The sequence below is a fragment of the Pseudomonas sp. W5-01 genome, from assembly GCF_046540435.1.
Classification (GTDB): domain Bacteria; phylum Pseudomonadota; class Gammaproteobacteria; order Pseudomonadales; family Pseudomonadaceae; genus Aquipseudomonas; species Aquipseudomonas graminis_B.
The window spans coordinates 662,355-685,339 of record NZ_JAXCIP010000004.1 but is presented as its reverse complement, the minus strand read 5'-3'; the positions used below and the strand labels follow the sequence as shown (position 1 = coordinate 685,339).

At 60.6% G+C, this 22,985-nt stretch carries 20 protein-coding genes, 1 tRNA gene, 2 rRNA genes and 1 pseudogene; 8 read left to right on the top strand and 16 right to left on the bottom strand.

The features are described from left to right. A 23S ribosomal RNA gene (locus SLW75_RS16635) occupies positions 1 to 73 on the top strand; the annotation flags it as partial. 146 nt (positions 74 to 219) lie between these two features. Further along, positions 220 to 335: ribosomal RNA gene (gene rrf / locus SLW75_RS16630) — 5S ribosomal RNA — on the top strand. Between the two features lie 188 nt (positions 336 to 523). Here the strand turns inward: rrf and mksF are convergent. From mksF to mksB, 3 genes are read right to left on the bottom strand one after another with little or no spacing between them, the layout of a single operon-like run. After that, the gene (gene mksF / locus SLW75_RS16625; protein ID WP_410934955.1) at positions 524 to 3,358 is read right to left on the bottom strand and encodes an Mks condensin complex protein MksF; all 2,835 of its coding nucleotides are present in this window, start codon (positions 3,356 to 3,358) and stop codon (positions 524 to 526) included. Beyond that, the gene (mksE, locus tag SLW75_RS16620) at positions 3,355 to 4,062 is read right to left on the bottom strand and encodes an Mks condensin complex protein MksE (RefSeq protein WP_065991760.1); all 708 of its coding nucleotides are present in this window, start codon (positions 4,060 to 4,062) and stop codon (positions 3,355 to 3,357) included. The genes mksF and mksE overlap by 4 nt, the downstream gene beginning before the upstream one ends. Continuing rightward, positions 4,052 to 5,329, bottom strand: coding sequence for an Mks condensin complex protein MksB (mksB, locus tag SLW75_RS16615; protein ID WP_410934964.1), 1,278 nt, complete (start codon positions 5,327 to 5,329; stop codon positions 4,052 to 4,054). Before mksB ends, mksE begins: the two co-directional genes overlap by 11 nt. A gap of 144 nt (positions 5,330 to 5,473) precedes the next feature. On the opposite strand from mksB, the gene SLW75_RS16610 reads away from it, so the two are divergent. Next, positions 5,474 to 6,280, top strand: coding sequence for an energy transducer TonB (locus SLW75_RS16610; protein WP_410934954.1), 807 nt, complete (start codon positions 5,474 to 5,476; stop codon positions 6,278 to 6,280). After that, positions 6,273 to 6,728, top strand: coding sequence for a ribosomal protein S18-alanine N-acetyltransferase (gene rimI, locus SLW75_RS16605; RefSeq protein WP_410934953.1), 456 nt, complete (start codon positions 6,273 to 6,275; stop codon positions 6,726 to 6,728). Before SLW75_RS16610 ends, rimI begins: the two co-directional genes overlap by 8 nt. 52 nt (positions 6,729 to 6,780) lie before the next feature. Here rimI and SLW75_RS16600 read toward each other — a convergent pair whose 3' ends face one another. After that, entirely contained in the window at positions 6,781 to 7,194 is a 414-nt protein-coding gene (locus tag SLW75_RS16600; RefSeq protein ID WP_122536219.1) for a serine kinase/phosphatase, read from the bottom strand. 160 nt (positions 7,195 to 7,354) lie between these two features. On the opposite strand from SLW75_RS16600, the gene can reads away from it, so the two are divergent. Then, positions 7,355 to 7,996 (top strand): carbonate dehydratase, encoded by a 642-nt coding sequence (can, locus tag SLW75_RS16595; protein ID WP_065991764.1) that lies wholly within the window; start codon positions 7,355 to 7,357, stop codon positions 7,994 to 7,996. Positions 7,997 to 8,117: 121 nt separating this feature from the next. Here can and SLW75_RS16590 read toward each other — a convergent pair whose 3' ends face one another. From SLW75_RS16590 to SLW75_RS16555, 8 genes and pseudogenes are all read right to left on the bottom strand, one after another. Beyond that, complete coding sequence (locus SLW75_RS16590) at positions 8,118 to 9,284, bottom strand: hypothetical protein (protein ID WP_410934952.1); 1,167 nt, start codon at positions 9,282 to 9,284, stop codon at positions 8,118 to 8,120. Positions 9,285 to 9,404: 120 nt separating this feature from the next. Next, on the bottom strand, positions 9,405 to 10,193 hold the full coding sequence (locus SLW75_RS16585) for a methyl-accepting chemotaxis protein (RefSeq protein WP_410934963.1): 789 nt from the start codon (positions 10,191 to 10,193) through the stop codon (positions 9,405 to 9,407). A 69-nt stretch (positions 10,194 to 10,262) separates the two neighbouring features. Continuing rightward, positions 10,263 to 11,093: pseudogene (locus tag SLW75_RS16580) on the bottom strand (MCP four helix bundle domain-containing protein); the annotation flags it as partial. Between the two features lie 127 nt (positions 11,094 to 11,220). After that, entirely contained in the window at positions 11,221 to 11,871 is a 651-nt protein-coding gene (locus SLW75_RS16575) for an HD domain-containing protein (RefSeq protein ID WP_410934951.1), read from the bottom strand. Positions 11,872 to 12,012: 141 nt separating this feature from the next. Further along, positions 12,013 to 12,900: a metal ABC transporter substrate-binding protein gene (locus SLW75_RS16570; protein ID WP_065991768.1), complete on the bottom strand. Its 888-nt coding sequence runs from the start codon at positions 12,898 to 12,900 to the stop codon at positions 12,013 to 12,015. A gap of 27 nt (positions 12,901 to 12,927) precedes the next feature. Next, on the bottom strand, positions 12,928 to 13,797 hold the full coding sequence (locus tag SLW75_RS16565) for a metal ABC transporter permease (protein ID WP_065991769.1): 870 nt from the start codon (positions 13,795 to 13,797) through the stop codon (positions 12,928 to 12,930). After that, positions 13,794 to 14,546, bottom strand: coding sequence for a zinc ABC transporter ATP-binding protein AztA (aztA, locus tag SLW75_RS16560; RefSeq protein ID WP_410928372.1), 753 nt, complete (start codon positions 14,544 to 14,546; stop codon positions 13,794 to 13,796). The genes SLW75_RS16565 and aztA overlap by 4 nt, the downstream gene beginning before the upstream one ends. Continuing rightward, complete coding sequence (locus SLW75_RS16555; RefSeq protein ID WP_410934950.1) at positions 14,543 to 14,680, bottom strand: hypothetical protein; 138 nt, start codon at positions 14,678 to 14,680, stop codon at positions 14,543 to 14,545. Before SLW75_RS16555 ends, aztA begins: the two co-directional genes overlap by 4 nt. A gap of 182 nt (positions 14,681 to 14,862) precedes the next feature. On the opposite strand from SLW75_RS16555, the gene SLW75_RS16550 reads away from it, so the two are divergent. Further along, positions 14,863 to 15,471: a flavin reductase family protein gene (locus SLW75_RS16550; RefSeq protein WP_065991771.1), complete on the top strand. Its 609-nt coding sequence runs from the start codon at positions 14,863 to 14,865 to the stop codon at positions 15,469 to 15,471. Positions 15,472 to 15,551: 80 nt separating this feature from the next. Here the strand turns inward: SLW75_RS16550 and SLW75_RS16545 are convergent, their stop codons facing one another. From SLW75_RS16545 to SLW75_RS16535, 3 genes are all read right to left on the bottom strand, one after another. Then, a complete protein-coding gene (locus SLW75_RS16545) occupies positions 15,552 to 17,132 on the bottom strand; it encodes an aldehyde dehydrogenase (NADP(+)) (protein WP_410934949.1) in 1,581 nt (526 codons plus the stop codon). A gap of 141 nt (positions 17,133 to 17,273) precedes the next feature. Next, positions 17,274 to 17,978, bottom strand: a complete 705-nt coding sequence (locus tag SLW75_RS16540) for a hypothetical protein (protein ID WP_369318549.1) — start codon at positions 17,976 to 17,978, stop codon at positions 17,274 to 17,276. A gap of 434 nt (positions 17,979 to 18,412) precedes the next feature. Next, positions 18,413 to 18,489 (bottom strand) — tRNA-Met (locus SLW75_RS16535). 387 nt (positions 18,490 to 18,876) lie between these two features. On the opposite strand from SLW75_RS16535, the gene SLW75_RS16530 reads away from it, so the two are divergent. Together SLW75_RS16530 and SLW75_RS16525 are read left to right on the top strand one after the other, a co-directional pair. Beyond that, the gene (locus SLW75_RS16530; RefSeq protein ID WP_410934948.1) at positions 18,877 to 20,979 is read left to right on the top strand and encodes a methyl-accepting chemotaxis protein; all 2,103 of its coding nucleotides are present in this window, start codon (positions 18,877 to 18,879) and stop codon (positions 20,977 to 20,979) included. A gap of 158 nt (positions 20,980 to 21,137) precedes the next feature. Then, positions 21,138 to 21,794 carry a class I SAM-dependent methyltransferase gene (locus tag SLW75_RS16525; protein WP_192132531.1) on the top strand — a complete coding sequence of 219 codons (657 nt, stop codon included), beginning with the start codon at positions 21,138 to 21,140 and terminating at the stop codon, positions 21,792 to 21,794. A gap of 87 nt (positions 21,795 to 21,881) precedes the next feature. Here SLW75_RS16525 and ychF read toward each other — a convergent pair whose 3' ends face one another. Continuing rightward, positions 21,882 to 22,982, bottom strand: a complete 1,101-nt coding sequence (gene ychF / locus SLW75_RS16520; protein WP_065991776.1) for a redox-regulated ATPase YchF — start codon at positions 22,980 to 22,982, stop codon at positions 21,882 to 21,884. Positions 22,983 to 22,985: the final 3 nt, after the last annotated feature.

The following is a 22,985-nucleotide window of genomic DNA, read 5'->3' as shown; positions in this document are numbered from 1 at the left end:
TTGATAGGTTGGGTGTGTAAGCGCTGTGAGGCGTTGAGCTAACCAATACTAATTGCCCGTGAGGCTTGACCATATAACACCCAAGCAATCTGCACAAAGACAGCAGATTGCGGTGTGTGAAGACGCATGAAGACGAAAGTTTGCGAACACACAAGCGGTACCTTGATCACATACCCGATTTGCTGAAGCGTTCGAGAGAACGAGTCAGTACCCGAATTTCTTGACGACCATAGAGCGTTGGAACCACCTGATCCCATCCCGAACTCAGCAGTGAAACGATGCATCGCCGATGGTAGTGTGGGGTTTCCCCATGTGAGAGTAGGTCATCGTCAAGATTAAATTCCAGAACCCCATTTGCGAAAGCAGATGGGGTTTTGTTTTTGCGCGCGAAAAAGTTTCAGGCTCTACCAACAGCCAACAGCCAACAGCCAACAGCCAACAGCCAACAGCCAACAGTCGGCCAACTCACGCCCATAAAAAAGCCCCGCATCACTGCAGGGCTTTCTACTACCTGGCGACTTAGTTACTCGCTGAGCGTTTCAGTGGCTGGGGTTACTTTCACCGGAGCAACCTCGTCACGACGCTGAATGTATTTCCAGTCCGCCTCGTCGATGTAGATCCCGGCAGGCCCACTGCCGCCTTCAAGGTCAATCGCCACATGGGCCGAGACTTGGGGCTTAACGCTCGCCAGAATGGGGACAAAGCCCAGCTGCAAGCTTGTTTCCAGCAGTGCTGCCTGGTTTCTTTCATCGATGTCAGCGGCTTCGTCGAGGTAGTAGGGCAGACGAATTCGCCCGGCCTGCTCGCGATCCATGAGGTGCAGCAAGAGGTACATGTTGGTCAGTGCCTTGATGGTCATGGTCGTGCCGTTGGACGCGGCGCCATCAATGTCGGTGTGGATAACCGGCTGGCTGTTGACCTTGGTGATCTCGAATGCAAGTTCAAACAAGTCTTTCAGACCGAGCTGGTTGTGGTTAGCCGCAACCAGGCGTGCCAGATACTCCTTGGCCTCCTCGTTCTTGTTGTCCTGCTCGGCACTCTGGCTCAGATCGAACACCGACAGTGTTTCGCCCTCTTCGTACTGACCGGCGCTGTGAATGATCTGGTCGATGTGCTTGAGTGCTTCCTTGTTCGGCGCGAGAACAATGCGGAAGCTCTCCAGGTTGGAAACCTGCCGGCGATTGATCTCTCGATTGAATAACGCCAATTGGTGCTCGAGGCTGTCGTAGTCGCTGCGGATGTTGCGTAGCGTCCGCGCGATGTCGGTCACAGCAGCACGCCGCGCCTTCCCCAAGGTAAGGGCCTCATCAGTGCGGTGAGCATAAGCGTTGATCAGCAATTGCAGACGTCGCTCCATGTCGTCTTCGCTGTCGAACTTCGCAACGCCTTTCAAACGAACCTGCGCGTACAGTGCTTCGATCTGACCATCGCAGCGCAAGAGGCCCTGCCAGCTGTCTTGGTAGTCATTGAGCAGCGGCAGCAAGTTCTCCAGCGAGTCATCCACCGGCTCCATGAACGGCGTACCGAAGGGCAGATCGGCGGGGAGCAGCTGTCGACGACGCAGCGCGTCATCCAGCGTGCGTTGCTTGGATTCGAGATCGCCGATCTGACGACCGATCAGCTGCAGCTTGGCTGACAGCTGTTGAACACGCTCGGTGAAAGCATCACTGGCGCGCTTGAGCTCGTCTTGCGCCGCTTCCATCTGAGCCAACTGCTCAAGCTTCTCGCCCTCTTCTGCGCTCAAGGTCTGAGCGCGGCGGAAGTCTTCGAGCGCTTTCTGCGCATCCAGCACTTGCTGGTACAACGCCTCGGCCTGGGTTTTGCTGGCCGCGCGGTCGGCCGCGACGGCTTGTTGAGTCTTGAGTTGCTTGAGCTCCTTCTCCAGGCGCTCCTTTTGATCCCGCAGCGCGGCGCGATCGGCCAGCGCCTGGAGGGCAGGGGGCTCGATGTTCGACAGATTGACCGTAAGGCCGGGCACTTCGAAGCGCTCGCCCTTGAAACCATCGAGAATCGCTTCGAGGGATTTGACCCACGCGTCGCCATCATCCAGCGCGATGCCTTGCTCGCCCAGTGGCAAGCTGAACAGCGCGCTGTTGAACAGGCGCATGAGGCGCTCGACATCAGGTTGCGAGAACTCTTCGCGTAGGCGGGCATAGCTGTTGTTGTCCGCATGATCGAGCTGTTGCTTCACTGACTTCAGACGTTTTTCCAGATCACGAAGACGCTCATCCAGATCCTCGGCGCTGAATTGGCGCGACTGCGCAAGGGCACCGGCCAGTTCATCATGAGCATCTTTTGCAGCCAGTAGCTGCTGTTCCAGAATCCTGACGTCGTCGACCAGCGCGAAGCGGTTCTTCAGGACCGCCAGTTCGCCGATCCAGCGCTGGATGTTGCTGATTTCGCGCTCCAGCCGCATCAGCTCTTGCGTGCCGCCGCGCTGATCGTTCTGCAGCGAATCCTGTTCGTTACGGTAGTGCTCGCTCTGGATGACCAGCTCTTCTTTGCGCGCATTGGAGTAGTCCTGCCATGTGCCCAGCAACGAGTCGAGCAATGGCGACAGGCGATGCAGCTTGCCCCGCAGGATGTCGCGCTGTCTGACGCCATTGGCCAACGCTTCGACCAGCGGCCCGGCGAGCACCAGGGCGTTGTAGTCTTGCTCCATGCGTCGTACGTCACGGAACGCTTCTTCGCACGCTGCTATGTAATCGACGCTGCCGGAACGCAGGCTGTGCTCGAAGGCGTCGAGGAACAGCTGCTTGAGTTTGGCAGCAGTGATCTCGCGCATGTGCAGCAAGTTGATGAACAGTGCGCGGAAGGTCTTCAGGCTTTGTTCACTGGTTGAGCGCAGGGGAATCAGCGTCAGGTCCAGCGGAATCGACGTGTGGCCACCGACCAGCAAACGGCGCAGTTCATCGGGCTTCAGCTCATAGGCTTTCAGGCCCTGACTTTCCAGATTGGCAAACAGCTCCTTCTGGCGCAGGCAGGTGTCGTTCTTCTGGTAGTGAGCCAAGTCCAGTTTGCCGGCATACGCGAAGAACTGGTGACCGAAACCGCCGCCCGGGCCGCGACCGACCACGCCAATCACATGGGGGCCGTGGGGCAGGGAGACCTCGACGAGGATGTAGCTGGTATCAGAGGCGAAATAGAAGCGGCGCGATTGATCAAGGCTGTATTTGCCGAAGCTCATGTCCGACATGCGCGCGAGAATCGGGAACTGCAAAGCGTTGATCGACGCACTCTTGCCCAGGTTGTTCGCGCCGTAGACCGACAGCGGATGCTCCAGTGGGAACAACCCGAGGCTGTAACCGGCCGTGTTCAGCAGCGCGAAACGGCGTATGCCGTAGCGTTCCTGGCTCATGCGTCATGCTCCTGTTCTTCAGCGATCGCCCGGGCTAGCGCTTGCTCTTCGGTTTCTGCGGGTTCATCGAATTCGGTGAGGTCCAGCGGATCGTCGGTTTCCAGCAGTCGCTCATCGCTGTCATCGTCGATCAACACCGGGGCTGGCAACGGCAGTGCGCTATGCAAGCTGGCCGCCAGATCACGGTCTTGCTGTACGGACAGGCAGACGTCGAGGAAGCGATGCATGGGCGGCAGGAAGCGATAGATACCGACTTCTTCTGCGGCGAATCCCAGCTGGGTCATGCGGCGCATGATTTTTTCTTCCAGCTCTTCCTGGGTCTGGACTTCAGCTTGCAGGAACAGATCGCGGTACTTTTCCAGCAGCGAGGGCAGCTCGTCACGGCCCAGGCTGCCGCCATCGAGCACAGCGACCGGGTCGCGGCCCTGATCGGCCAGGTGCTCGACGAGGATGAACGTGAACAGCGCCAGACGTTGGGCCGTCTTGTTGACCTGTGCGGCCGCCAGATCAGGCACGAAGTAGTAGAAACCACGGGTGTCGCAGACCAGCTCGAAGCCCAGCGCCTTGAACAGGCCGCGGTACTGATCCTGCAGATTGGACAGCTGCGCGTAAAGTTCGGGGTCGCGGCGGCTAACGTGGTAGCCCTTGAACAGCTCGCGGAAGATCGGCGCCAGCTGGGTCATTTCGGATAGATCAAGATGCATGGGCGGTGCCCTCGGAATTCTCTGGGGTGGCGTCTTTGCTCGAGAGCAGGGCGAAGGAGCGCAGGCTGACGCGGTGCTCCTGGGTCAGGTATTCGCGGCGCTCCAGGCGCTCGCGCTTAAAGCGTTTGTCCCGCGACAGGCGCGAAAACCAATACAGCAACTCGTCGGTCGCGCCGGTGGGCTCCTGCTCCAACAGCCAGATCATCAGATCCGGCATTGGCAGGGCGTCTTCGCAGCGCTCCACCATCTCTTTGACCGTACGCGGCGCGCGCGGCGGCTCGCCCTTTCGGGTGATGTTGGCCTTGGGGAACCGCGCGGGCTTGGGCTCGAAGCGCGCCAGCGCATACACGTACGCTTCAACCTGATTGGCACTGCCGAGGAAGGTGCTTTGCGGGCGGGTGAACATCGGCATCGCCGCTTGCGGCACGGCGTCCAGGCCTCGTCGACGAATCGCCGACAGCGCGAGTGCCGCACCGCGGGTCACGGCGTTGTGGCGACGGGCTTCCTCACGCAGCGGCAACAGAAGCTCACGTGCATGGCGCAAAGTCAGTTGCGCGCTGGTCTGCATTTCGAGAATGCGCGCGTGGGTGCGCAGCAGCATGTCGTCGTCCACCAGATGACCGAGCCGCTGCTGGTCGGTGAGCATGCGCAGCAGCACGTTCTCGACCTTGCGCACGCCCTGTTCGAAGGCGCCATCAGCGTTCACCAACTGGATCATCGGCTCGACGTATTCATCCCAGGTCGCCAGCACTTCCGCGTAACGCTGACGCAGTGGGATCTGCCGGTCGCTGGTCTTGGCACGTTCGGCCACGGCCACCAGCGCCTGCTCATCGTTGGCGAGCTTTTTCAGGACATCGCGCACGCGCATGTCGAGCAGGCGCAATTGCCGCGCGAGGTCACTGGCATCGCGGGCGTCGAAGGCTTCCTGTATGTAGCCGGCCAGCCGTTCGAGGTGGCGCAGGTACGCTTCGATTTCCAGGCACAGGCCCAGCCGATGCTCGCGCCGCAGGTACGACAGGAAATCGTGGATCTGCGCGTTCAGCTCGAAACGGTTCGGGCTTTTCGCGACCGGGACCAGAATGTCGAGGCGAATCCAGACGTCCAGCAGAGTGGTGATGTCCTGGGGCGTGCTCTCCAGTTGCTGGGCCGCCAGCTGCAAGCGCAGTTCGCTCAGGCTCAGAGTGCCTTGGTCGAAATGCTCGCAGAGTGGCTCGAGAAGCGCCCAGTGTTCGGCAAGGGCGCGCAGGACGCGCTTAGGTTCGATCATCGGATGGTCGCTGACTGGCAAATAAAAGCGGCGATTGTACTGCATCGCCGGGATCGTTTTTCACCCTCAGTCGATCAACAGCGGCGGGAAGCGATGAAGGCCTGTAGAATCTCCCGCCTGACTTTATCCACAGGTAGCTGACCTTTGCTCAACGAGCCTCGCCGTCGCGCTTATCTGACCGCCATGCAGGTGGTCAGCTGGCTGCCGCGCACTGAATTGCCTTTCGCCGCGCCGTCGCGTCCCGAGCTGCTTGCGCCCGTACCGCAGATTGAGGAGGCGCCTGCGCCGGTGGTTCAGGCGGATGCGCCTCGCGCGCCGGATCGCGATTCGCCCTCCGTCGCGCCGACACCCGTTGTGCGTACCGTCGAGCGGCCGAAGATCGATATACCCCGCCCATCCAGTGCGCCCAAGCCAAAGCCTGTGCAGGAAGAAGAGGCCGCACCGGTCGTGGTCAAAGCGCCTGTTGCGCCGCCGCCACGGTTTGCCCTGCAACTGCTGCGCGCCGGGAGTTGCCTGTTGCTGGTGGAGTTGGTGACCGGCGAGCCGTTTCAGAGCCGCGACCCTTCCTATCTGTTGCTCAAAGACATGCTGCGCGCCGCCGGTTTGCCGGACAGCCCGCAGATCATCGGCGAGCCTGTGCGCTGGCCGCTGCTGGTGCGCGGGCAAATGGATCAAGGTCCGGAAGCGGCGCGCGATTTCGTCCAGGGCTTTCTGTACGCCCGGGTCGAAGAACAACCCTGCACCTGCCTGTGGCTGATCGGACTTCCGGCGCTGCGCTTTGCGGCTGAAACGGATGCGGAATCCTTCAATCTCGAACTCCAGGTTGACGGCCTGGGCTTGGCCTGGGCGCTGCCGGGTCTGGAACTATTGATGGACGAGCCGCAGCGCAAGGCCGAAGTGTGGCGCTCCATGCGTCAGTTGATGGGCCGTTGGAAGACCGTAGATGAATGATGCAGTAACGTTTCGCCGAATGACCGAAGCTGACCTCGATGCCGTCCTGAAGATCGAATACGCCGCATTCAGCCATCCCTGGACGCGGGGCATTTACCTTGATGCGCTGAAGTCATACGAAGTCTGGCTGATGTTCGAAGGCAGTCAACAAGTGGGGCACGGGGTGATCAACGTGATCATCGATGAAGCGCACTTGCTCAATATCACCGTCAAGCCGGAGAGTCAGGGGCGCGGCCTGGGGCTGGTGCTGCTTGAGCAACTGATGAAGCGTGCCTATGAGATGAATGGTCTGGAATGCTTTCTTGAGCTGCGTGACAGTAATCGATCGGCCTACCGTTTATACGAACGTTATGGCTTCAACGAAATAGGCCGGCGTCGGGACTACTACCCTGCAGTGGGCGGACGTGAAGACGCAATCGTCATGGCCTGCACGCTGTTCGAAGAGTAGATGGCCTTCATGGGGCGAACCGGGTTCGCTCCCACGAGACTGAATGCGCTGATCAGACGCCAGGCTTGCCGTCCAGCGGATCAAGAATGGCCATTTCTTCTTCGTCCAAGCCATCCCCACCGCCAATGTCATCTTCATCGACAATGCTCAGGTCCAGATCAGCCGGGCCGTCTTCGCCGGCTTCACGAGGCGAACGCGCTCCGTCTTCCCGGATCAACGTTTCAGGACTCATGTCATCGTCGGTCGGGTTGTGATCTTCGGTGGAAGCACCGGTCAGCCCGGCTTCACGTACGCGTTCATCAGGGATCAACGTGTCGAGTTCATCTTCAGGGATGACGTCGCCAATGCGCCCGCTCGGCTCATTGTTGTCGTTGAAGTTAAGCTCTTCCATCGATCCCATGCGGTCTTCGTTGTCATCGATGGGCTCAGGTTGAGTGGCATCGAATGGACGGCGTGAATCGTTCATGGCAAATCCTCAATAATGTCGGGCCTAATGGGTGGACCGGACGACATGGCGAAGATTCCATTCAGTTCCTGATCGGTGCCGCACATCGGTCGATCACTGCGCGTGACTTGAAGCGCCGAGCCCCAGTCATAGCTGAGCATCATTTCCGAGGCATCAACGCATGAACGAACTACAAGACTTGATCGACAACAACGAACGTTGGGCTGCCGCCATCAAGGAAGAAGACCCCGAGTTCTTTGCCAAGCTGGCGCGCCAGCAGACGCCAGAATTCCTATGGATCGGTTGTTCGGACGCCCGTGTACCCGCCAATGAAATCGTCGGCATGTTGCCGGGCGATCTGTTCGTGCACCGCAACGTGGCCAACGTCGTGCTGCACACCGACCTCAATTGCCTGTCCGTGATTCAGTACGCCGTCGATGTGCTCAAGGTCAAACACATCCTCGTCACCGGTCACTACGGTTGCGGCGGCGTGCGCGCCTCGATGCAGGACCGCCAGTTCGGCCTGATCGACGGCTGGCTGCGCACCATTCGCGATCTGTACTACGAAAACCGTGAGCTGCTGGCAAAGCTGCCGACGGAAGAAGAACAAGTCGACCGGCTGTGCGAGCTGAACGTGATTCAGCAGGTCGCCAACGTCGGCCATACCAGCATTGTGCAAAACGCTTGGCATCGCGGACAGAAGTTGTCGGTCCACGGCTGCATCTACGGCATCAAGGATGGGCGCTGGAAGAGTCTGAACGCGACCATCAGCGGCCCGGAGCAATTGCCGCCGCAGTATCGTCTGCGTCCGCAGGGGGAGTGATCGGGTAGGGCATGCGTCCATCAAATAGTAGGAGCGAGCTTGTTCGCGGTAGCGTCAGTCCAGTCACCTCTGTGTGCGCTGAGGACATCGCGAGCAAGCTCACTCCTACAGGATCGATGCGTTAAAGCTGAGCGCTCTTCATCTGGGGCAGCGGCTTCTGCAGCTGCTTGATCTGCCGCGACACCTCGCCTGTCCGGCACTTCGCTGCCGCCTGATCCGGCGTCAACTTGCGGACCGTGGTGAAGAACAACTTGCAGGTTTCAACCTTGTTGGTCACCTGCCAGTGGGTCGTGCACTGGTTCAACAGCGCCGCCGGGTCGGTCGTTGGTTTCTGGCCCATGCCCGCTTGCCAGCACGCCGCGCTCAGGTCCTGGCCCATGACCTTCAAACCGGCTTCATCCGCCTTGGCTTCGTCCCCGCCGTAATTGCTTTTGTCCGCTGCATTCCAGATATAGCTCGGGTGATTCGAACCCAGCACCGCGACGCTTTGCCCGCCAGCCGGGCTGATGCTCGCCAGACCTAACACCGGGACCGTCACGTTGTACTGCTGCTTGAGCCAGGCGCGTACCGGCGCACCGAACGCGACCATCGGCAGCGATGAGCCCGCCGCGCTTTGCGTCAGCTGCTTGACCATGTTCGTCTGGTAATCGGTGAAGTAGCTGTAGACGTTTTCAAGGTCCTTGCCAGCGTTGGATGGCGCTGCAATGGGCGCGATGTCGATGATGGTTTGATAAGCCGGCGTCTGCTCTTTGGGAATCCCGTTATCCGTCAGCAGCTCGGACCAGCGGTCGGTCGTGGCCGAGAACAGATAGTCCTGAGCCTGAGTCAGGGAGTAGTCCGGCGGGAAATGCAGCAGTTGGACGCTCTTGCGATTTTCCAGCGCCATGCCCAGCGGCAGAAACAGATACCAGTTGTAGGCAAATTTGTTATCGGCGTTGAGTTTGCTCGCGCCGGCGTAGGCCAGGTCGCCGGCGTCGAGCAGCGCTGAAAGTGGTTTGTCGTAGCCGTCCGGCACCCCGCTGATGTCGGCGTAGATCACGTCGTTGTCGTTGTGTACCGCAACCTTGGCCGCGCGGTAACCGTCACGCTGCACGCTTTGTGTGAGGTAGTGCTCGACGGTCTGTTCGAGCGTCCAGTTTCGGAAGCAGATGACATTGCAGTTGTTCGGGTAGGCAAACAGGTGTGTGACGCGTTCCTTGCTCCCCAGTTTTACGCTGACTTCAGCCTGGGCGGTGATGCTCAGCGTCAATGCGGTCAGGGCGATGCTCAATACGGCTGTTTTTTTCATGCTCATGTCCTTGTTGGCGTAGACACCCCTCTGCGTGGGTGGTGTTTCGATCATGAAACACTTGGACACGGCTGGGAATGGGCGGCGATGACTGCGGGCTGTTTTTTAATGGCGCGCGTCTTACAGCACAAACCGCTGAACCATCGTGTTCAGGTCGGTTGCCAGCATTGACAGCGCATTGCTCGCCACCGTGGTTTGCTGAGCGCCCGACGCCGATTGCGTCGACAGGTCACGAATGCTGCTCAGGTTGCGATCAACTTCGTTAGCCACTTGAGCCTGTTGTTCGGCGGCGCTGGCGATCAGCATGTTCCGGTCGCTGATGGTCGAGGTTGCGCTGATGATGACGGTCAGTGCGTGACCAGTGGCAGCGGCTTGCTCCAGGGTTAGATTGGCCTGGGCCGCGGTGACGCGTAACGTTTGCGCGGTCTCCTGAGTGCTTTTCTGCACGTCGTTGATCAGGGTCTCGATCTCGGTGGTCGACGCGCTGGTGCGTTGGGCGAGTGAGCGTACTTCATCGGCCACCACCGCGAACCCGCGGCCCGCTTCGCCCGCCCGTGCGGCTTCGATGGCGGCATTCAGTGCAAGCAGGTTGGTCTGGTTGGCGATCGCCCGGATCACTTCGAGAATCTTGCTGATGCTCAGCGTGCGCTCGGCGAGACCGTCGGCCTGGTGAGAGGAATCAAGAACGTTGTCGGTCAGCTCCTTGATCGAATCGATGGTGCCGGTCAGGCGCAGACGCCCTTCGGCGGCCGCTTCGTTGGACGCCTTCGATTCGCTCGACGTGCTGCTGGCATTGTCGGCGACTTCCCCGGCCGCCTGACTCATCTGGTTCACGGCAACTGCCGCCTGCTCGATCTCATCGTTCTGCAGTTGCAGGTTTTTGGCACTGGCATCGGCAATCGCCCCCATCTCTTGGACGGACTGGCTTAGCTGGCGAGCTGCGGCATAAATCTGATCGATCGTGCCGTGCAGATTGGCGCGCATCAGGCCCAGGGTTTTGAGCAATTGAGCGGTTTCATCCTTGCCTTCCGGAATCGGCTGCGGGCTCAAATCGCCTTGGGCAATGGTGCTGGCAATGTGCAGCGACTGACGCAGGGGGCGGATGATGCTCAGGCTGAGCCGCCACGCAAGTAACAAGGTGAGCACCAGCGCCACCACGATGGCGCTGACGGCGATGATTCGGGTCTGCTGGAACCGCGCGCCGGCCGCTTCGACGGTGCCCGCCGCACTTTGCTTGTTCAGCTCGCGCAGCAATTGCACCTGCATGTCCATCAGGTCGCCCTGCAGGCTCAGCGTGGTGTTGAGCAGCATGCGCGCGTCGTCGAGTTTGCGTTGCTCGATCAAAGCGATTTCGTCGTGCAGCCCCGGCATGAAAGCGCCATAGGCGTCTTGAAGGGCTTTGATGGAGTCTCGCTCGGTGCTGTCGGTGGCGTGGGCAAGGTAATCGGCGAAGCCTTTTTCGACTTCGTTCTTCAGCTGCTCGACGTTGATTTTGCTGGTCACTACCGCGCCGGGGTCGTCGGCATTGGCGATCAGCCTGGCGCTCTCGCCACGCAGCTTGATCAGGTCGATGGCGATCGCGTCGGCCATGGCAATACTGGGCAGCGATCCACTCTCAACCGCTTCACCCTGATCGCGGATGCTCTGCATCTGCAAAAGGCAGAACACACCAAGCGCCACCAGCAACAGCGCGGTCACGCCGAAGCACAGCACCAACCGCTGGGTAATCCTGAAGCGACGCAGGAAAGCAGGCCTGGAAGAAGGACGGACCACACGACGCAATAACCTTTTCACTGCCACCCATCCCATCGACGAAAACACCGGAGAGATGGTTATAGAGGTGTTCCGTGATGTCTTTGTGACATTGCTGTCATTGTTTCGGAATTGTTGCGAATAGCGTCTTTACCGCCAGGCATCAGCGTGGACGTTGAACACCCTACGCACCAATCTCCTCCATAAACTCCCGCAAGAACCGCTCGGCCCGTGCGTGCCTGACCTGCGCCATGTGGCGCCCCGTGACCGTTTGAAAGCCCTGCGCCAAGGTGAAGATCTTGGTTGTGAAGTGATCGACGGCGAAGCGTTTGTCGTCCAGATCGCGCTGTTGCGCCTGCGGATCGACCGGGTCGTAGAGGTGGCTGCCCATGCGCCCGGACACGTAGAACAGCCGCGCCACACCGACCATGCCAAGGGCGTCGAGACGGTCGGCGTCTTGCAGGATCTTCGCTTCCAGCGAGGTGGGCGTGATGTTGGCCGAATAGCTGTGGCACTCGATGGCGTGGGCGACGGCCTGGGTCCGCTCTTCGTCCCAGCCCATTTCTGCGAGCAGCTCGGTCGCCTTCGCCGCGGCCAGGCGTGAGGCGCTTGAGCGAAAGGGCGAGTTCTTTTCCACGGAGACGCAGTCGTGGAGCAGGGTGGCGGCGAGCAGGATCTGGTGATCGCCTCCCTCCGTGTCACGAATGGTGCAGACGTTGCTCCAGACCCGGTGCAGATGGGATACGTCGTGGGAGCCGTCGAGCCTCTCCGCCACGGTATGGGGAATCAGAAGGTCGGCGAGGGACTGAAAAGGCGCGAAGGAGAGGGCGGTCATGGATCATCCTGTCGATGTCGGCGAACGGTGCGCCAGCATACAGATTGACCCGCATCAGCGCTGCCGGTTCGCTGAGCCGGGTTGCTGATCCCTGCCACGCACGTCGCGCAGCAGAGATCAGTCAGCCGTTGCGACGTTGCATCACTGACCTTTCATGGCCGCCGCCAGCTTGTCCACGTTGTAGCGAAACATCGTCACATAGGTGGCCGCCGGGCCGTCGGCCGGTGACAGCGATTCCACATACAGCTCGCCGCCCGGGTGTGCGCCGCTGGCTTTGGCGATCTGTTGCACCAGGCGCGGGTCGCCAGAGTTCTCGAAGAAGTAGGCGCTGACGTGCTCCTGCTTGATCTGATTAATCAGCTTGCCGACGTCAGCCGCCGAGGCCTCGGTTTCAGTGGAAAAGCCCAGCGGTGAGAGGAAGGTCACGCCGTAGGCATCGCCGAAATAGCCGAAGGCGTCGTGGGACGTGAGCACCTTGCGCTGTGCGACCGGGATAGTGCTGATCTGCGCGCGGGCGTAGGCGTCCATGTCCTGGAGTTGGGCGATGTATTTCTCACCGTTGGCTTGGTAATCGGCGGCATTTTCAGGGTCGGCTTTCTGCAGGGCCTTGATGATGTTTCTGACGTAAACAACGCCGTTTACCGCGCTGTTCCAGGCATGGGGGTCGGTGATCTTCTTGCCGTCTTCTTCCATGCTGCGGGTCATGATCCCGTCAGACAGCACGACGGGTTGGCCTTTGTAGCCGGAGGCGGTGATCAGCCGATCCAGCCAACCCTCCAGATGCAACCCGCTGACGAACACGACGTCGGCTTTTTTCAGTGCCTGGGCGTCATTGGGCGTGGGCTCGTAGACATGAGGGTCGCCATTGGGCCCGATGAGCGAGGTCACGTGCACGTGATCGCCACCGACGTTGTGCACCATATCGGCGATAACGGTGAACGAGGCGACAGTCTCCAGGGTTTTTGCCTGGGCGAAGTTGGCCAGGCCCGACAACGCCAGCGCGGCGGTCAGAAGCGTAAAACGTTTCATGGTGGTTTCCTTGCGGTAAGAGGACGATCAGCCGGACAGATGAACCCTCGGGAACAGTCGGCGTACAAAACCGCTGCGTCCAAAGAACAGTGAGAACCCGTAGAAGGCGCTGGCGGTGAGCACGATGGCCGGGCCCGACGCGACGCTGGCGTGGTAGGAAACGATCAGGCCGATGAAGCCTGAAAGCGTCGCCACTGCGGTCGAAACCACGATCATGCCGGTGAGCGAGCGAGCCCAGAACCGTGCGACTGTGGCGGGCAGCATCATCATGCCGACGGCCATCAACGTGCCCAACGCCTGAAACCCCGCCACCAGATTGAGCACCACCAGCAGCAGAAACAGCACGTGATACAGCGAACCTCGACCGCCCACCGCGCGCAGGAAACCCGGGTCGAAGCATTCGAGGATCAACGGGCGATAGATCAGCGCCAGCAGAATCAAAGTGAACGAGGCGATGCCGCCAACCATGAAAATCGCCTGATCGTCGATCGCCAGAATGGTGCCGAACAGCACATGAAGCAGGTCAACGTTGGAGCCGTGCAGGGAAACGATCAGCACGCCGGCAGCCAGCGACGTCAGGTAAAAGCTGGCGAAGCTGGCGTCTTCACGCAGTGTTGTGTAACGGCTCACCAACCCCGATAGCAACGCCACGGCGAGGCCTGCGATCAGGCCGCCAAAGCCCATCGCCGGGAGTGACAACCCGGCAAACAGAAAACCCACGGCGGCACCCGGCAAGACCGCGTGACTCATGGCGTCGCCCACCAGACTCATGCGGCGAAGCATCAGCAGCACGCCGACCGGGCCGGAGCCGATGCCCAGCGCCAGGCACGCCACCAAAGCGCGGCGCATGAAACCAAAATCGACAAAGGGCTGGATCAACAGGCTATAGAGCGTCACAGGGTTTGCTCCGCATCGGCGTCGCACGGCTGCGCGTCAGGGTTCCAGTGCTCGGCCATGTTCTTGGCGCGGCGCAGGTTTTCGTCGTTGAGGATGTCGGCGGTGTCGCCCCAGGCAATGATTTCCCGGGCCAGCAGCAGCGTGCTCGGGAAGTGCTGACGCACCTGCTCGATGTCATGCAGGACGGCGATGACGGTGCGCCCTTGGCCGTGCCAAGTGCGGATCAATTCCAGCAAGTCCCGCGTGGTGCGTGCATCGATGGCGGTGAAGGGCTCGTCGAGCAGAATCACCGAAGCGTCCTGTAATAACAGCCGGGCGAACAGCACGCGCTGAAACTGCCCCGACGACAGCGAGCTGATGCTGCGTTGCTCGAATCCCGCCAAACCCACGGCACCCAGCGCCTCCTTGGCCTGTTGAGCGTGCTGGCGCGTGGCGCCGCGGAACGCGCCGATGCTGCGCCAGGCGCCCATCATCACGGTGTCGGCCACGCTGAGCGGAAAGCTGCGGTCGATCTCGGCGGCTTGGGGCAGATAACCGATGTGCCGCGTTGCCAACTGGTTGCGCTCGACGCGCCCGACCGCGGGTTTGAGCGTGCCGGCGATGGCTTTGATCAGCGTGGACTTACCGGCGCCGTTGGGGCCGACGATCGCCGTCAGGCTGCCCGCCGCGAATCGGCCGTTGGCGTGATGCACCGCTGGCCGGCGTTCGTAGGTCAGTGTCAGGTCGTGGAGGTCGATGGCAGCGCTCATGGAATCGCCACCGCCCAGGCAACGCCGATCCACAGCACGACCAGCATGGCGAGGGAAATCATCACGCGCTTGCTGGCCGATTGAGCCAGTGCGGACGTTGCAAGGGAGGGAGGAAGCCGGGGATCGCGTTTCACAACAAGGACTGCCTGAAATAATTTGTTATAGTATTACATCACCTTTAGCGTGATCTGCAAAGTGTGATTTGGGTGAAGTTCAGGGAGGCGACAGTTTCCATCGCCCTGGGGAGGGTGGCGTTTCCCCGGCACAAGAAACCCTGTAGTTTTCAATGACTTTTCTCGTTGCCAGGATGATTGCCATGACTGTTTCTCACCGGCGTCCGGTACCCCTCGCCAAATGCTACCGCTTGCTCAACCACGGTCCGACGGTCTTGATCAGCGCTGCCCACGACGGGCAACGCAACATCATGGCGGCAGCGTGGGCGATGCCGCTGGATTTCCAGCCGCCGAAAGTCACGGTTGTGCTGGATAAGTCCGTCTGGACGCGGCAGTTGCTCGAAGGCTCCGGGACGTTTGTAATCAACGTGCCGACCCTCAGCCAGATCGATATTGTTGAAACGGTTGGCTCGACCTCAGGGCTGGACATCTCCCATGAGCAAGGCCTGGATAAATTCAAAGCGTATGGACTGGAGACCTTCGCGGGCTCCCACGTTGAAGCGCCGCTGCTGGAAGGTTGCGCAGGCTGGCTGGAGTGCAGATTGATTCCCGAGCCACATAATCAGAGCGCCCACGACCTGTTCATCGGCGAAGTGGTTGCGGCGTGGGCGGATGAACGCGTGTTCTCCGAAGGGCACTGGCATTTCGAGGGGCATGACGCGCTGCGCACCCTTCACCATGTGGCGGGCGGGCATTTTCTGGTAATCGGTGATGGGGTGGACGGCAAGGTGCTGCAGCGATCCGCTGACTGACCCACGCCCGGCTTGGAAGCGCGCGCCCCGAATTGGAAGGCGCGCGGTGAAGCAGCTTCAGTGGCCGGCGTTGATGCCGCTCAGTCCTTTGACAGCTCGCCGTTGACCAGGCGCCAGGCCTTCAGCGGATTACTGGATTTCAACGCAGGTGGCAGCAGCGAGTCCGGCACGTTCTGGTAACACACGGGACGCAGGAAACGATCAATGGCCGTTGCGCCCACCGAAGTGCTGCGGCTGTCGGAGGTTGCCGGGAACGGGCCGCCATGGACCATTGAATAGCTCACTTCGACGCCGGTCGGAAAGTCATTGAACAGAATCCGTCCCGCCTTGCGTTCCAGGATCGGCAGCAGCGACTGAGCAGTCGCTTCGTCGCCGTCGTCGAACTGCAACGTCACGGTCAGTTGCCCATCGAAGCTGGCAGCCACTTTCTGCAGATCGGCGACGTCGGAGCAGACGATCAGCAGCGCGCTTGGGCCGAAGTTCTCGTCCTCCAGCGCGGGGTTGGCGAGGAACGTGGCTGAGTCGGTGCGGAACAAGGCCGGGCGGGCCTGGAATGAACCGTCGGCCTCCTGACCTTCAGCCACCAGCGTCACGCCGGATGCGCTGTGCAGGTTATTCAGGCCGTTGCAGTAAGCGCCGTGGATGTTCGGCGTCAGCATGGTGGTCGGCAGCTTGTCAGACAGCGCCTTGGCCGAGGCCGACACGAATGTTTCCAGCGCGTCGCTTTCCAGTGCCAGCAGGATGCCCGGGTTGGTACAGAACTGCCCGGCGCCCATGACCAGCGACTCGACAAACCCCTTGGCGATGGTTTCGGCGCGGGCCAGCAAAGCAGCCGGCAGCAGGAACACCGGGTTGATGCTGCTCATCTCGGCATACACCGGGATCGGCACCGGCCGCGCCTGGGCGGCCGCCACTAGCGCCAAACCCCCACGACGCGAGCCAGTGAAGCCCGCTGCTTGAATCAAGGGATGACTGACCAGCGCCTGGCCGACAGCAATGTCCTTGTCGATCAGCAGTGAGAACACGCCTTCCGGCATGCCGGTGTCGCGCGCCGCTTTCTGGATCACGCGTCCCACCAGTTCGCTGGTGCCCAAGTGGGCCGGGTGCGCCTTGACGATGACCGGGCAACCGGCCGCCAACGCAGAAGCGGTATCGCCGCCGGCAACCGAGAAGGCAAGGGGGAAGTTGCTCGCACCGAACACCGCCACCGGACCAAGACCGATGCGCCGCAGACGCAGGTCGGCGCGCGGCAGTGGTTGGCGCTCCGGCATCGCAGTGTCGACCACGGCACCGTGCCAGCGTCCGTCACGCAGCAGACTGGCAAACAGTTTCAGCTGATTGACCGTGCGCATCCGCTCGCCTTCCAGGCGTGGCTTGGGCAGGCCGCTTTCGACATGAACGCGCTCGGTCAGCACATCGCCCAGATCCACAAGGCCTTGGGCGATGGCTTCAAGGAAGCTGGCGCGCTGGTCGTCACTCAGTTGCCGATAACGGTCGAATGACGCTTCGGCCAGTTCACACGCAGCGTTTACATCCTCCAGCGTGCTGGCACTAAACGACGGCGTCAGGGGTTCACCGGTGGCGGCGGCGAGGGCGAAAACTTCTCCGCCCTGACCTTGTACAGCGCGTTGTCCGATGATCGTTTCACCAAGAATCTGCATTGCTCAACACCTCTCGAGGGCGGCGACCGCCAGTGGGTACCGCTGTGGCCAGCCATTGAGGTTACATCATGGCGCTGCGATCGCCACCGGTGCGGGTGTTGAGCTTGCTGTTGAGCTTATGGACGCGCCTATGGCTGCAGCTTATTGCTGAACGGCGCTGAATCCCTCAAACGCAGTTTGCTGCTGGATCGCGCTGACAATGTTCTTGCGCGTGGCCGGCTGCTGGTTGCCGTCCTTGTCTACGAACACTTCGCTCTGCAGCTCGGCGTCATCGCCTTCACCGATGAACGAGAAGCCGAGGAATTCAAAGGCTTCGCGGTCCGCGTTGGCTTTCGAGCGCGGCGTGCGCAGGGGCAGGGTGACGCTGGCGCCGTCCTTGCTGATGACGAAAACTTCTGCTTCCTTCTTCGGCCGCGCCGCTTTGCTCTTGCCGCCGCTCGGGTTGCTGACCGCTTGATGCGTCTGATTGAGCACCTTCAGCGCCAGGCTGTAGACGAGCTCCTGAAAACTCGGGTCGTCTTTATAGCTGGAGAGAATCCGGCTGATCGGAAACTTCGCGCTCAGGTCTTCGAGCGCGGCCATGTCGGCGGCTTCGGCGTCCTTGAGCTGCTTAAGCTGACCCATCAGCTCGTAGGCCTGGTCATCATCGAATCGGTCATGGGCGGCGCGTATGGCCAAGCGCAGATCGCGAATCTGGTCGCTTTCCTTGGCGCTCTGGAATGCGTCCAGCACCATCTCGCTGATGGTTTTGGCCTGTGGCACATGTTGTGAAAGGTTGATGGCTTCTTCGTAGGCTTGCTTCGACGACACGGCGTTTGCCGCCGGATCGGTATGGGAATCAGACATTGAACATCCACTGCTTCGTTAACTGGGGTTGAGGCGCGAAAAGCTCGGGGCGTTTCGAGGGGCGTAATCTATTGGACGAGGGCGCCGTTGTCACGGATTGCCGTCTTCGCCCGGACCGCAGGGCGATTGGCGTTGGATGCGCGCAGACTACGGAATCAAAAAGCCCGGCAATTGCCGGGCTAGTCTTACACGCAGGTGCCACCTTTATGGTGTGAGCCCGTCCCGCCTGTTGGATGCGTCCCTTTCGGACACGCCGACGCGGAAAGTGAAACGATTGAAAGCAGAGCGACCAGTCCAGCGATAGCGATCTTTTTCATATTGCCTCCGTGCACTGCGAGATGCAGTACAGGGCTATCGGCGATTTGGGATCCCGCCTTAGGCACAGAACGCCAGAAACAACAAAGCCCGCACAAGGCGGGCTTTGTTGAGGTACTTGGTGGCTACACAGGGACTTGAACCCCGGACCCCAGCATTATGAATGCTATGCTCTAACCAACTGAGCTATGTAGCCAAGTGGCGCGCATTATTCGCTCAGATCACATATGTGTCAAGCGTCTCTTTGAAAAAATTTATCCACACGATCAATCGGTTAGCCTCCCGGCTCTTCTACCATTTTCTCATCCCTGCACGCTGGTGACAGTTTCACTCCTTGCGCTGAGTGCTTTCGCCCCACTTTCGCGCACTCAGCGTGCACTGTCCTCGATCTCGTGCCCGGTTTGATGGCCTCGTGCTATCGGTCCGGTTCTTGCTTATGCCTGCCGCAACGCTGCCGTTATAGAACTAGGTGGCTGCGGATTTCGATAAGTCTGAGTGCGGCCCTCGTTCAAAAGATGGGCGGTTATCGTTTTTAAAACACAGACATGGCATTTTGCCGGTAAAAATGTAAGGCAGCGCAGCGATGATTATTCGTCGCGCAGCGTCTGTCGGTGAGGAGTGGTTGGCTATGCAGAGTCTTTTGTCGCCAGGCATCCGCCTGCTCGGACGTCTCGGGTTCGCGCGCAAGTTTCAGGTGCTCTTCTTTCTGTTCATCTTGCCGCTCGCGGGCAGCCTGTGGATGATCGGCCAGGATTACCGCAGCAAGCTGGAGGTGATTTCTCAGGAGCAAGCCGGTGTGCGCCAGCTCATGGCACTCGATGCGCTGGATGTGCAACTGACAGCACAGCGCAACCGCGCCGCGCGCTGGAAGGCTGCCGACATTCTTCGTGATCCGACGCCGGCCGCGAAAGCAGCCATGAACGCGCTGGATGCCGCCAACCCTGACCTGACCCGCACCCTGGCGTCCTTGGGCGATGAACTCAAGGCACAGAACGCCAGCGCGGACATCATGACGCGGTATCAAGCGCTGCAGGCCTCGGTCAAAGGCATGGATTCGGAATCTCTGCGCAGCGTCGGCTGGTGGCCGGACGGCTACGATCGTTTTACCTCAGCCCTTACGGCGCTGCAGAGTCTGCGTGAACAGATCGCCATGGACAGCGGCTTGATCCTTGATCCCTGGCTTGAAACCTACTTGCTGATGCAAATCGCCACACAGCAGGCGCCGGAACTGGTCGAGCGAGTAGGGCGGATGGCGAGTATCGGCCAGTCGTCGATCGCATCAGGGCAGTTCTCGCTGCAGAGCCGTCTTCAGATGCGCGATCTGCGCAGTCGCATCGGTGACGCCCGTGATCAACTGGTCAAAGCCGTGAGCTCGCTGAAATCGAAAGCGTACCCGGGCATGGAGGTCTGGACGCGTCAGTATGAAGACAGTCTTCAGCGCCTTGATAACGAATTGAAAGTGCTCGACGACGGCGTGTTAGGCGGCAGCATCAAGCTCGACCCTGCTGCGTTCGAGCGCAGCGTCGACGGTGTCAGCGATGGATTGGCGGCCTTACGCAAGCAATCGCTCTCATCATTGACCAGCCGGCTCGATTATTACCATGAGCAGTCCACTCTGCAGTTCGTGCCGATCGCTGCTATTTTCAGCATTCTAGCGCTCGCGGCGCTGTATCTCTTCATGTGCCTCCAGGCATCGATCCAGCGCAGCGCAAAGGGCATTACGACCCTGGCCGAGTCGCTGCGTGACGGCAATCTGTGCGTCGAGGTCGCCGTTCAGGGGCGTGACGAACTCGCAGCCATCAGCACCGCCCTCAACGTCGCGGTGGTGCAACTGCGCACCAGTCTCTTGGGTGTCAACCACGAAACCCAGCAACTGGGCTCTGCGGTGCTGACCCTCAACGCGCAGTCCGGCAGCACGCTCAACGAAGTGGAAGATCAACAACAGCAGATCAGCCAGATCGCCGCTGCGGCCACCGAGCTGGCCGCGACGTCCATGGGGGTTGCCCGCAGTTGCGAAGCCGCATCCGGCAGCGCCCAGGCCACCCGACGCATCGCCGAAGACAGCAGCCGCGACAGTCAGCGCACCACGGCGAGTATCCAGCAACTGAACCAGAAGTTGACCGACACTGCTAATGCGTTGAGCAAGGTCAGCGAGCAGGGGCAGCAGATCCAGTCCGTGGTGGACACCATTCGCGGCATCGCCGAACAGACCAACCTGCTGGCGCTCAATGCTGCCATTGAAGCGGCGCGTGCGGGCGAGCAGGGCCGTGGCTTCGCCGTGGTCGCTGACGAGGTGCGCAGCCTGTCCCAGCGGACACAGGCTTCCACCGCGCAAATTGCCGGGACCGTGGACAGCCTGCGGTCGACCGTCAGCCAGGCCGTTAGCCTGATGGAGGCGGCGTGTGGTCAGGCGGTGAGTGACGCGCAGTCGGTGACCGGCTTGGGCGAGCGGCTGGAAGAGATCGCCAGCGCGGTGCAAATCGTCACTGACACGCTGGCGCAGATCGCTACCGCAGTCGAAGAGCAGGCCGCGACGGCGGACGAGGTCAGCGGCAATATTCAGCAGGTGGATCAGGCCGCTGGCCGCTTGCTTGACGGTGCGCGTGCGGTAAATCATGCCGCAGACACCCTGACCAAAGGCAGCCGGGCCTTGAGCGACAACACCGCGAGATTCCGGTTGGGGTGAGCCGCGCAGGCGAAGCGTGAGGGTGATCGGCCTGCGATTGCATGCGCGCCATCATGCCGCACCCTGCGCCGTGGGTTGAAAGAAGAACGGCTGGCGACGTATAAGATTCGTCGCCTTCTCATCGTCTTCTGATACCCATCGCCGTAGGGGATTTCTCCATGACCGACAGCAGTGCCGCAGGTGCGGCGGTTTATTCGCCCCTGACGTTAGCGTTGTACGACGCCTGGGTGTTGGGCATTTCCAATCGGTATGCCTGGCGCTGCCCAACCGATGAGGTGCTTTTGCCGTTCTTCCGCGCCAATGTGCGTGCCCACCATCTGGATATCGGCGTCGGCACGGGTTATTACCTGGCGAAAGCCAAGCTGCCGCCGAACACCCGCATCACCCTCATGGACCTCAATCCAAGCAGCCTCTCCGCCGCTAAAAGCAGGATCGGCCGGCCAGACACGCACACCCTTCAGCATGACGTAATGACGCCGATCCCGGGCAACGAACGCTTCGACTCGATATCGCTGTTTTACCTGCTGCACTGCCTGCCAGGCCCGACGGATGCCAAGGCGGCGATCTTCGCTCAGCTCAAGCACAACCTGAACCCGGACGGCGTTTTGTTTGGCGCAACGATTCTAGGGGACGAGGCGGGGCACAACGGCTTCGGTCGCAAGCTGATGGCGGTCTACAACAAGAAAGGCATTTTCGGAAATAGCGGGGACACTCAGGCCGGCTTCGAAGTGCATTTGCGGACGCACTTTCGCGAGGTCACGCTGAAGCGCGAAGGCGTGGTGCTGCTGTTTCGCGTAGCGCAGCCGATTGTCTGAGTTGCACTAAAACCACAAAGCCCGCGGATCACTGAGTGATACGCGGGCTTTGACGTTCAACGAGGTTCGTGGAGGTCCACGAGGGCGTTAGACGTTGAAGCGGAAGTGCAGAACGTCGCCGTCCTTGACGATGTAATCCTTACCTTCCAGACGCCATTTGCCCGCTTCCTTGGCACCGGCTTCACCCTTGTACTGGATGAAGTCGTTGTAGGCGACGCACTCGGCGCGGATGAAGCCTTTTTCGAAGTCGGTGTGGATCACGCCGGCGGCCTGTGGCGCGGTGGCGCCGACACGGACTGTCCATGCACGCACTTCTTCGACGCCGGCAGTGAAGTAGGTCTGCAGGTGCAGCATTTCGTATCCGGCACGGATCACGCGGTTCAGACCAGGTTCTTCAAGGCCCAGAGCCTCCAGGAACATGTCCTTTTCTTCGCCGTCGTCGAGTTCGGCGATTTCCGCTTCGATCTTGTTGCAGACCGGCACCAGCATGGCGCCTTCTTCTTCGGCGATCGCGCGAACCACGTCAAGGTGCGGGTTGTTCTCGAAACCGTCTTCAGCGACGTTGGCGATGTACATGACCGGTTTGGTGGTCAGCAGATGGAAGCCCTTGATGACGGCTTTCTCATCGGCGCTCATGCTCTTCATCAGGCTGCGCGCGGGTTTGCCCAGCGTGAAGTGAGCGATGAGTTGCTCCAGCAGGCCTTTCTGGACCACTGCGTCCTTGTCGCCGCCCTTGGCATTGCGCGTGACTTTCTGCAGTTGCTTCTCGCAGCTGTCGAGGTCAGCAAAAATCAGTTCCAGGTCGATGATCTCGATGTCGCGCTTCGGGTCGACGCTGTTGGAGACGTGAATCACGTTCTCGTCTTCGAAGCAGCGCACCACGTGAGCAATGGCGTCGGTCTCGCGGATATTGGCGAGGAACTTGTTGCCCAGGCCTTCACCTTTGGATGCACCGGCTACCAGCCCGGCGATGTCGACGAACTCCATGGTGGTCGGCAGGATGCGCTTCGGGTTGACGATGTCGGCCAGGGCCTGCAGGCGCGGGTCCGGCATGGGCACGATGCCTGTGTTCGGTTCGATGGTGCAGAAGGGAAAGTTCTCCGCCGCGATACCGGATTTGGTCAGGGCGTTGAACAGGGTGGACTTGCCGACGTTGGGCAGGCCGACGATGCCGCAGTTGAATCCCATGGT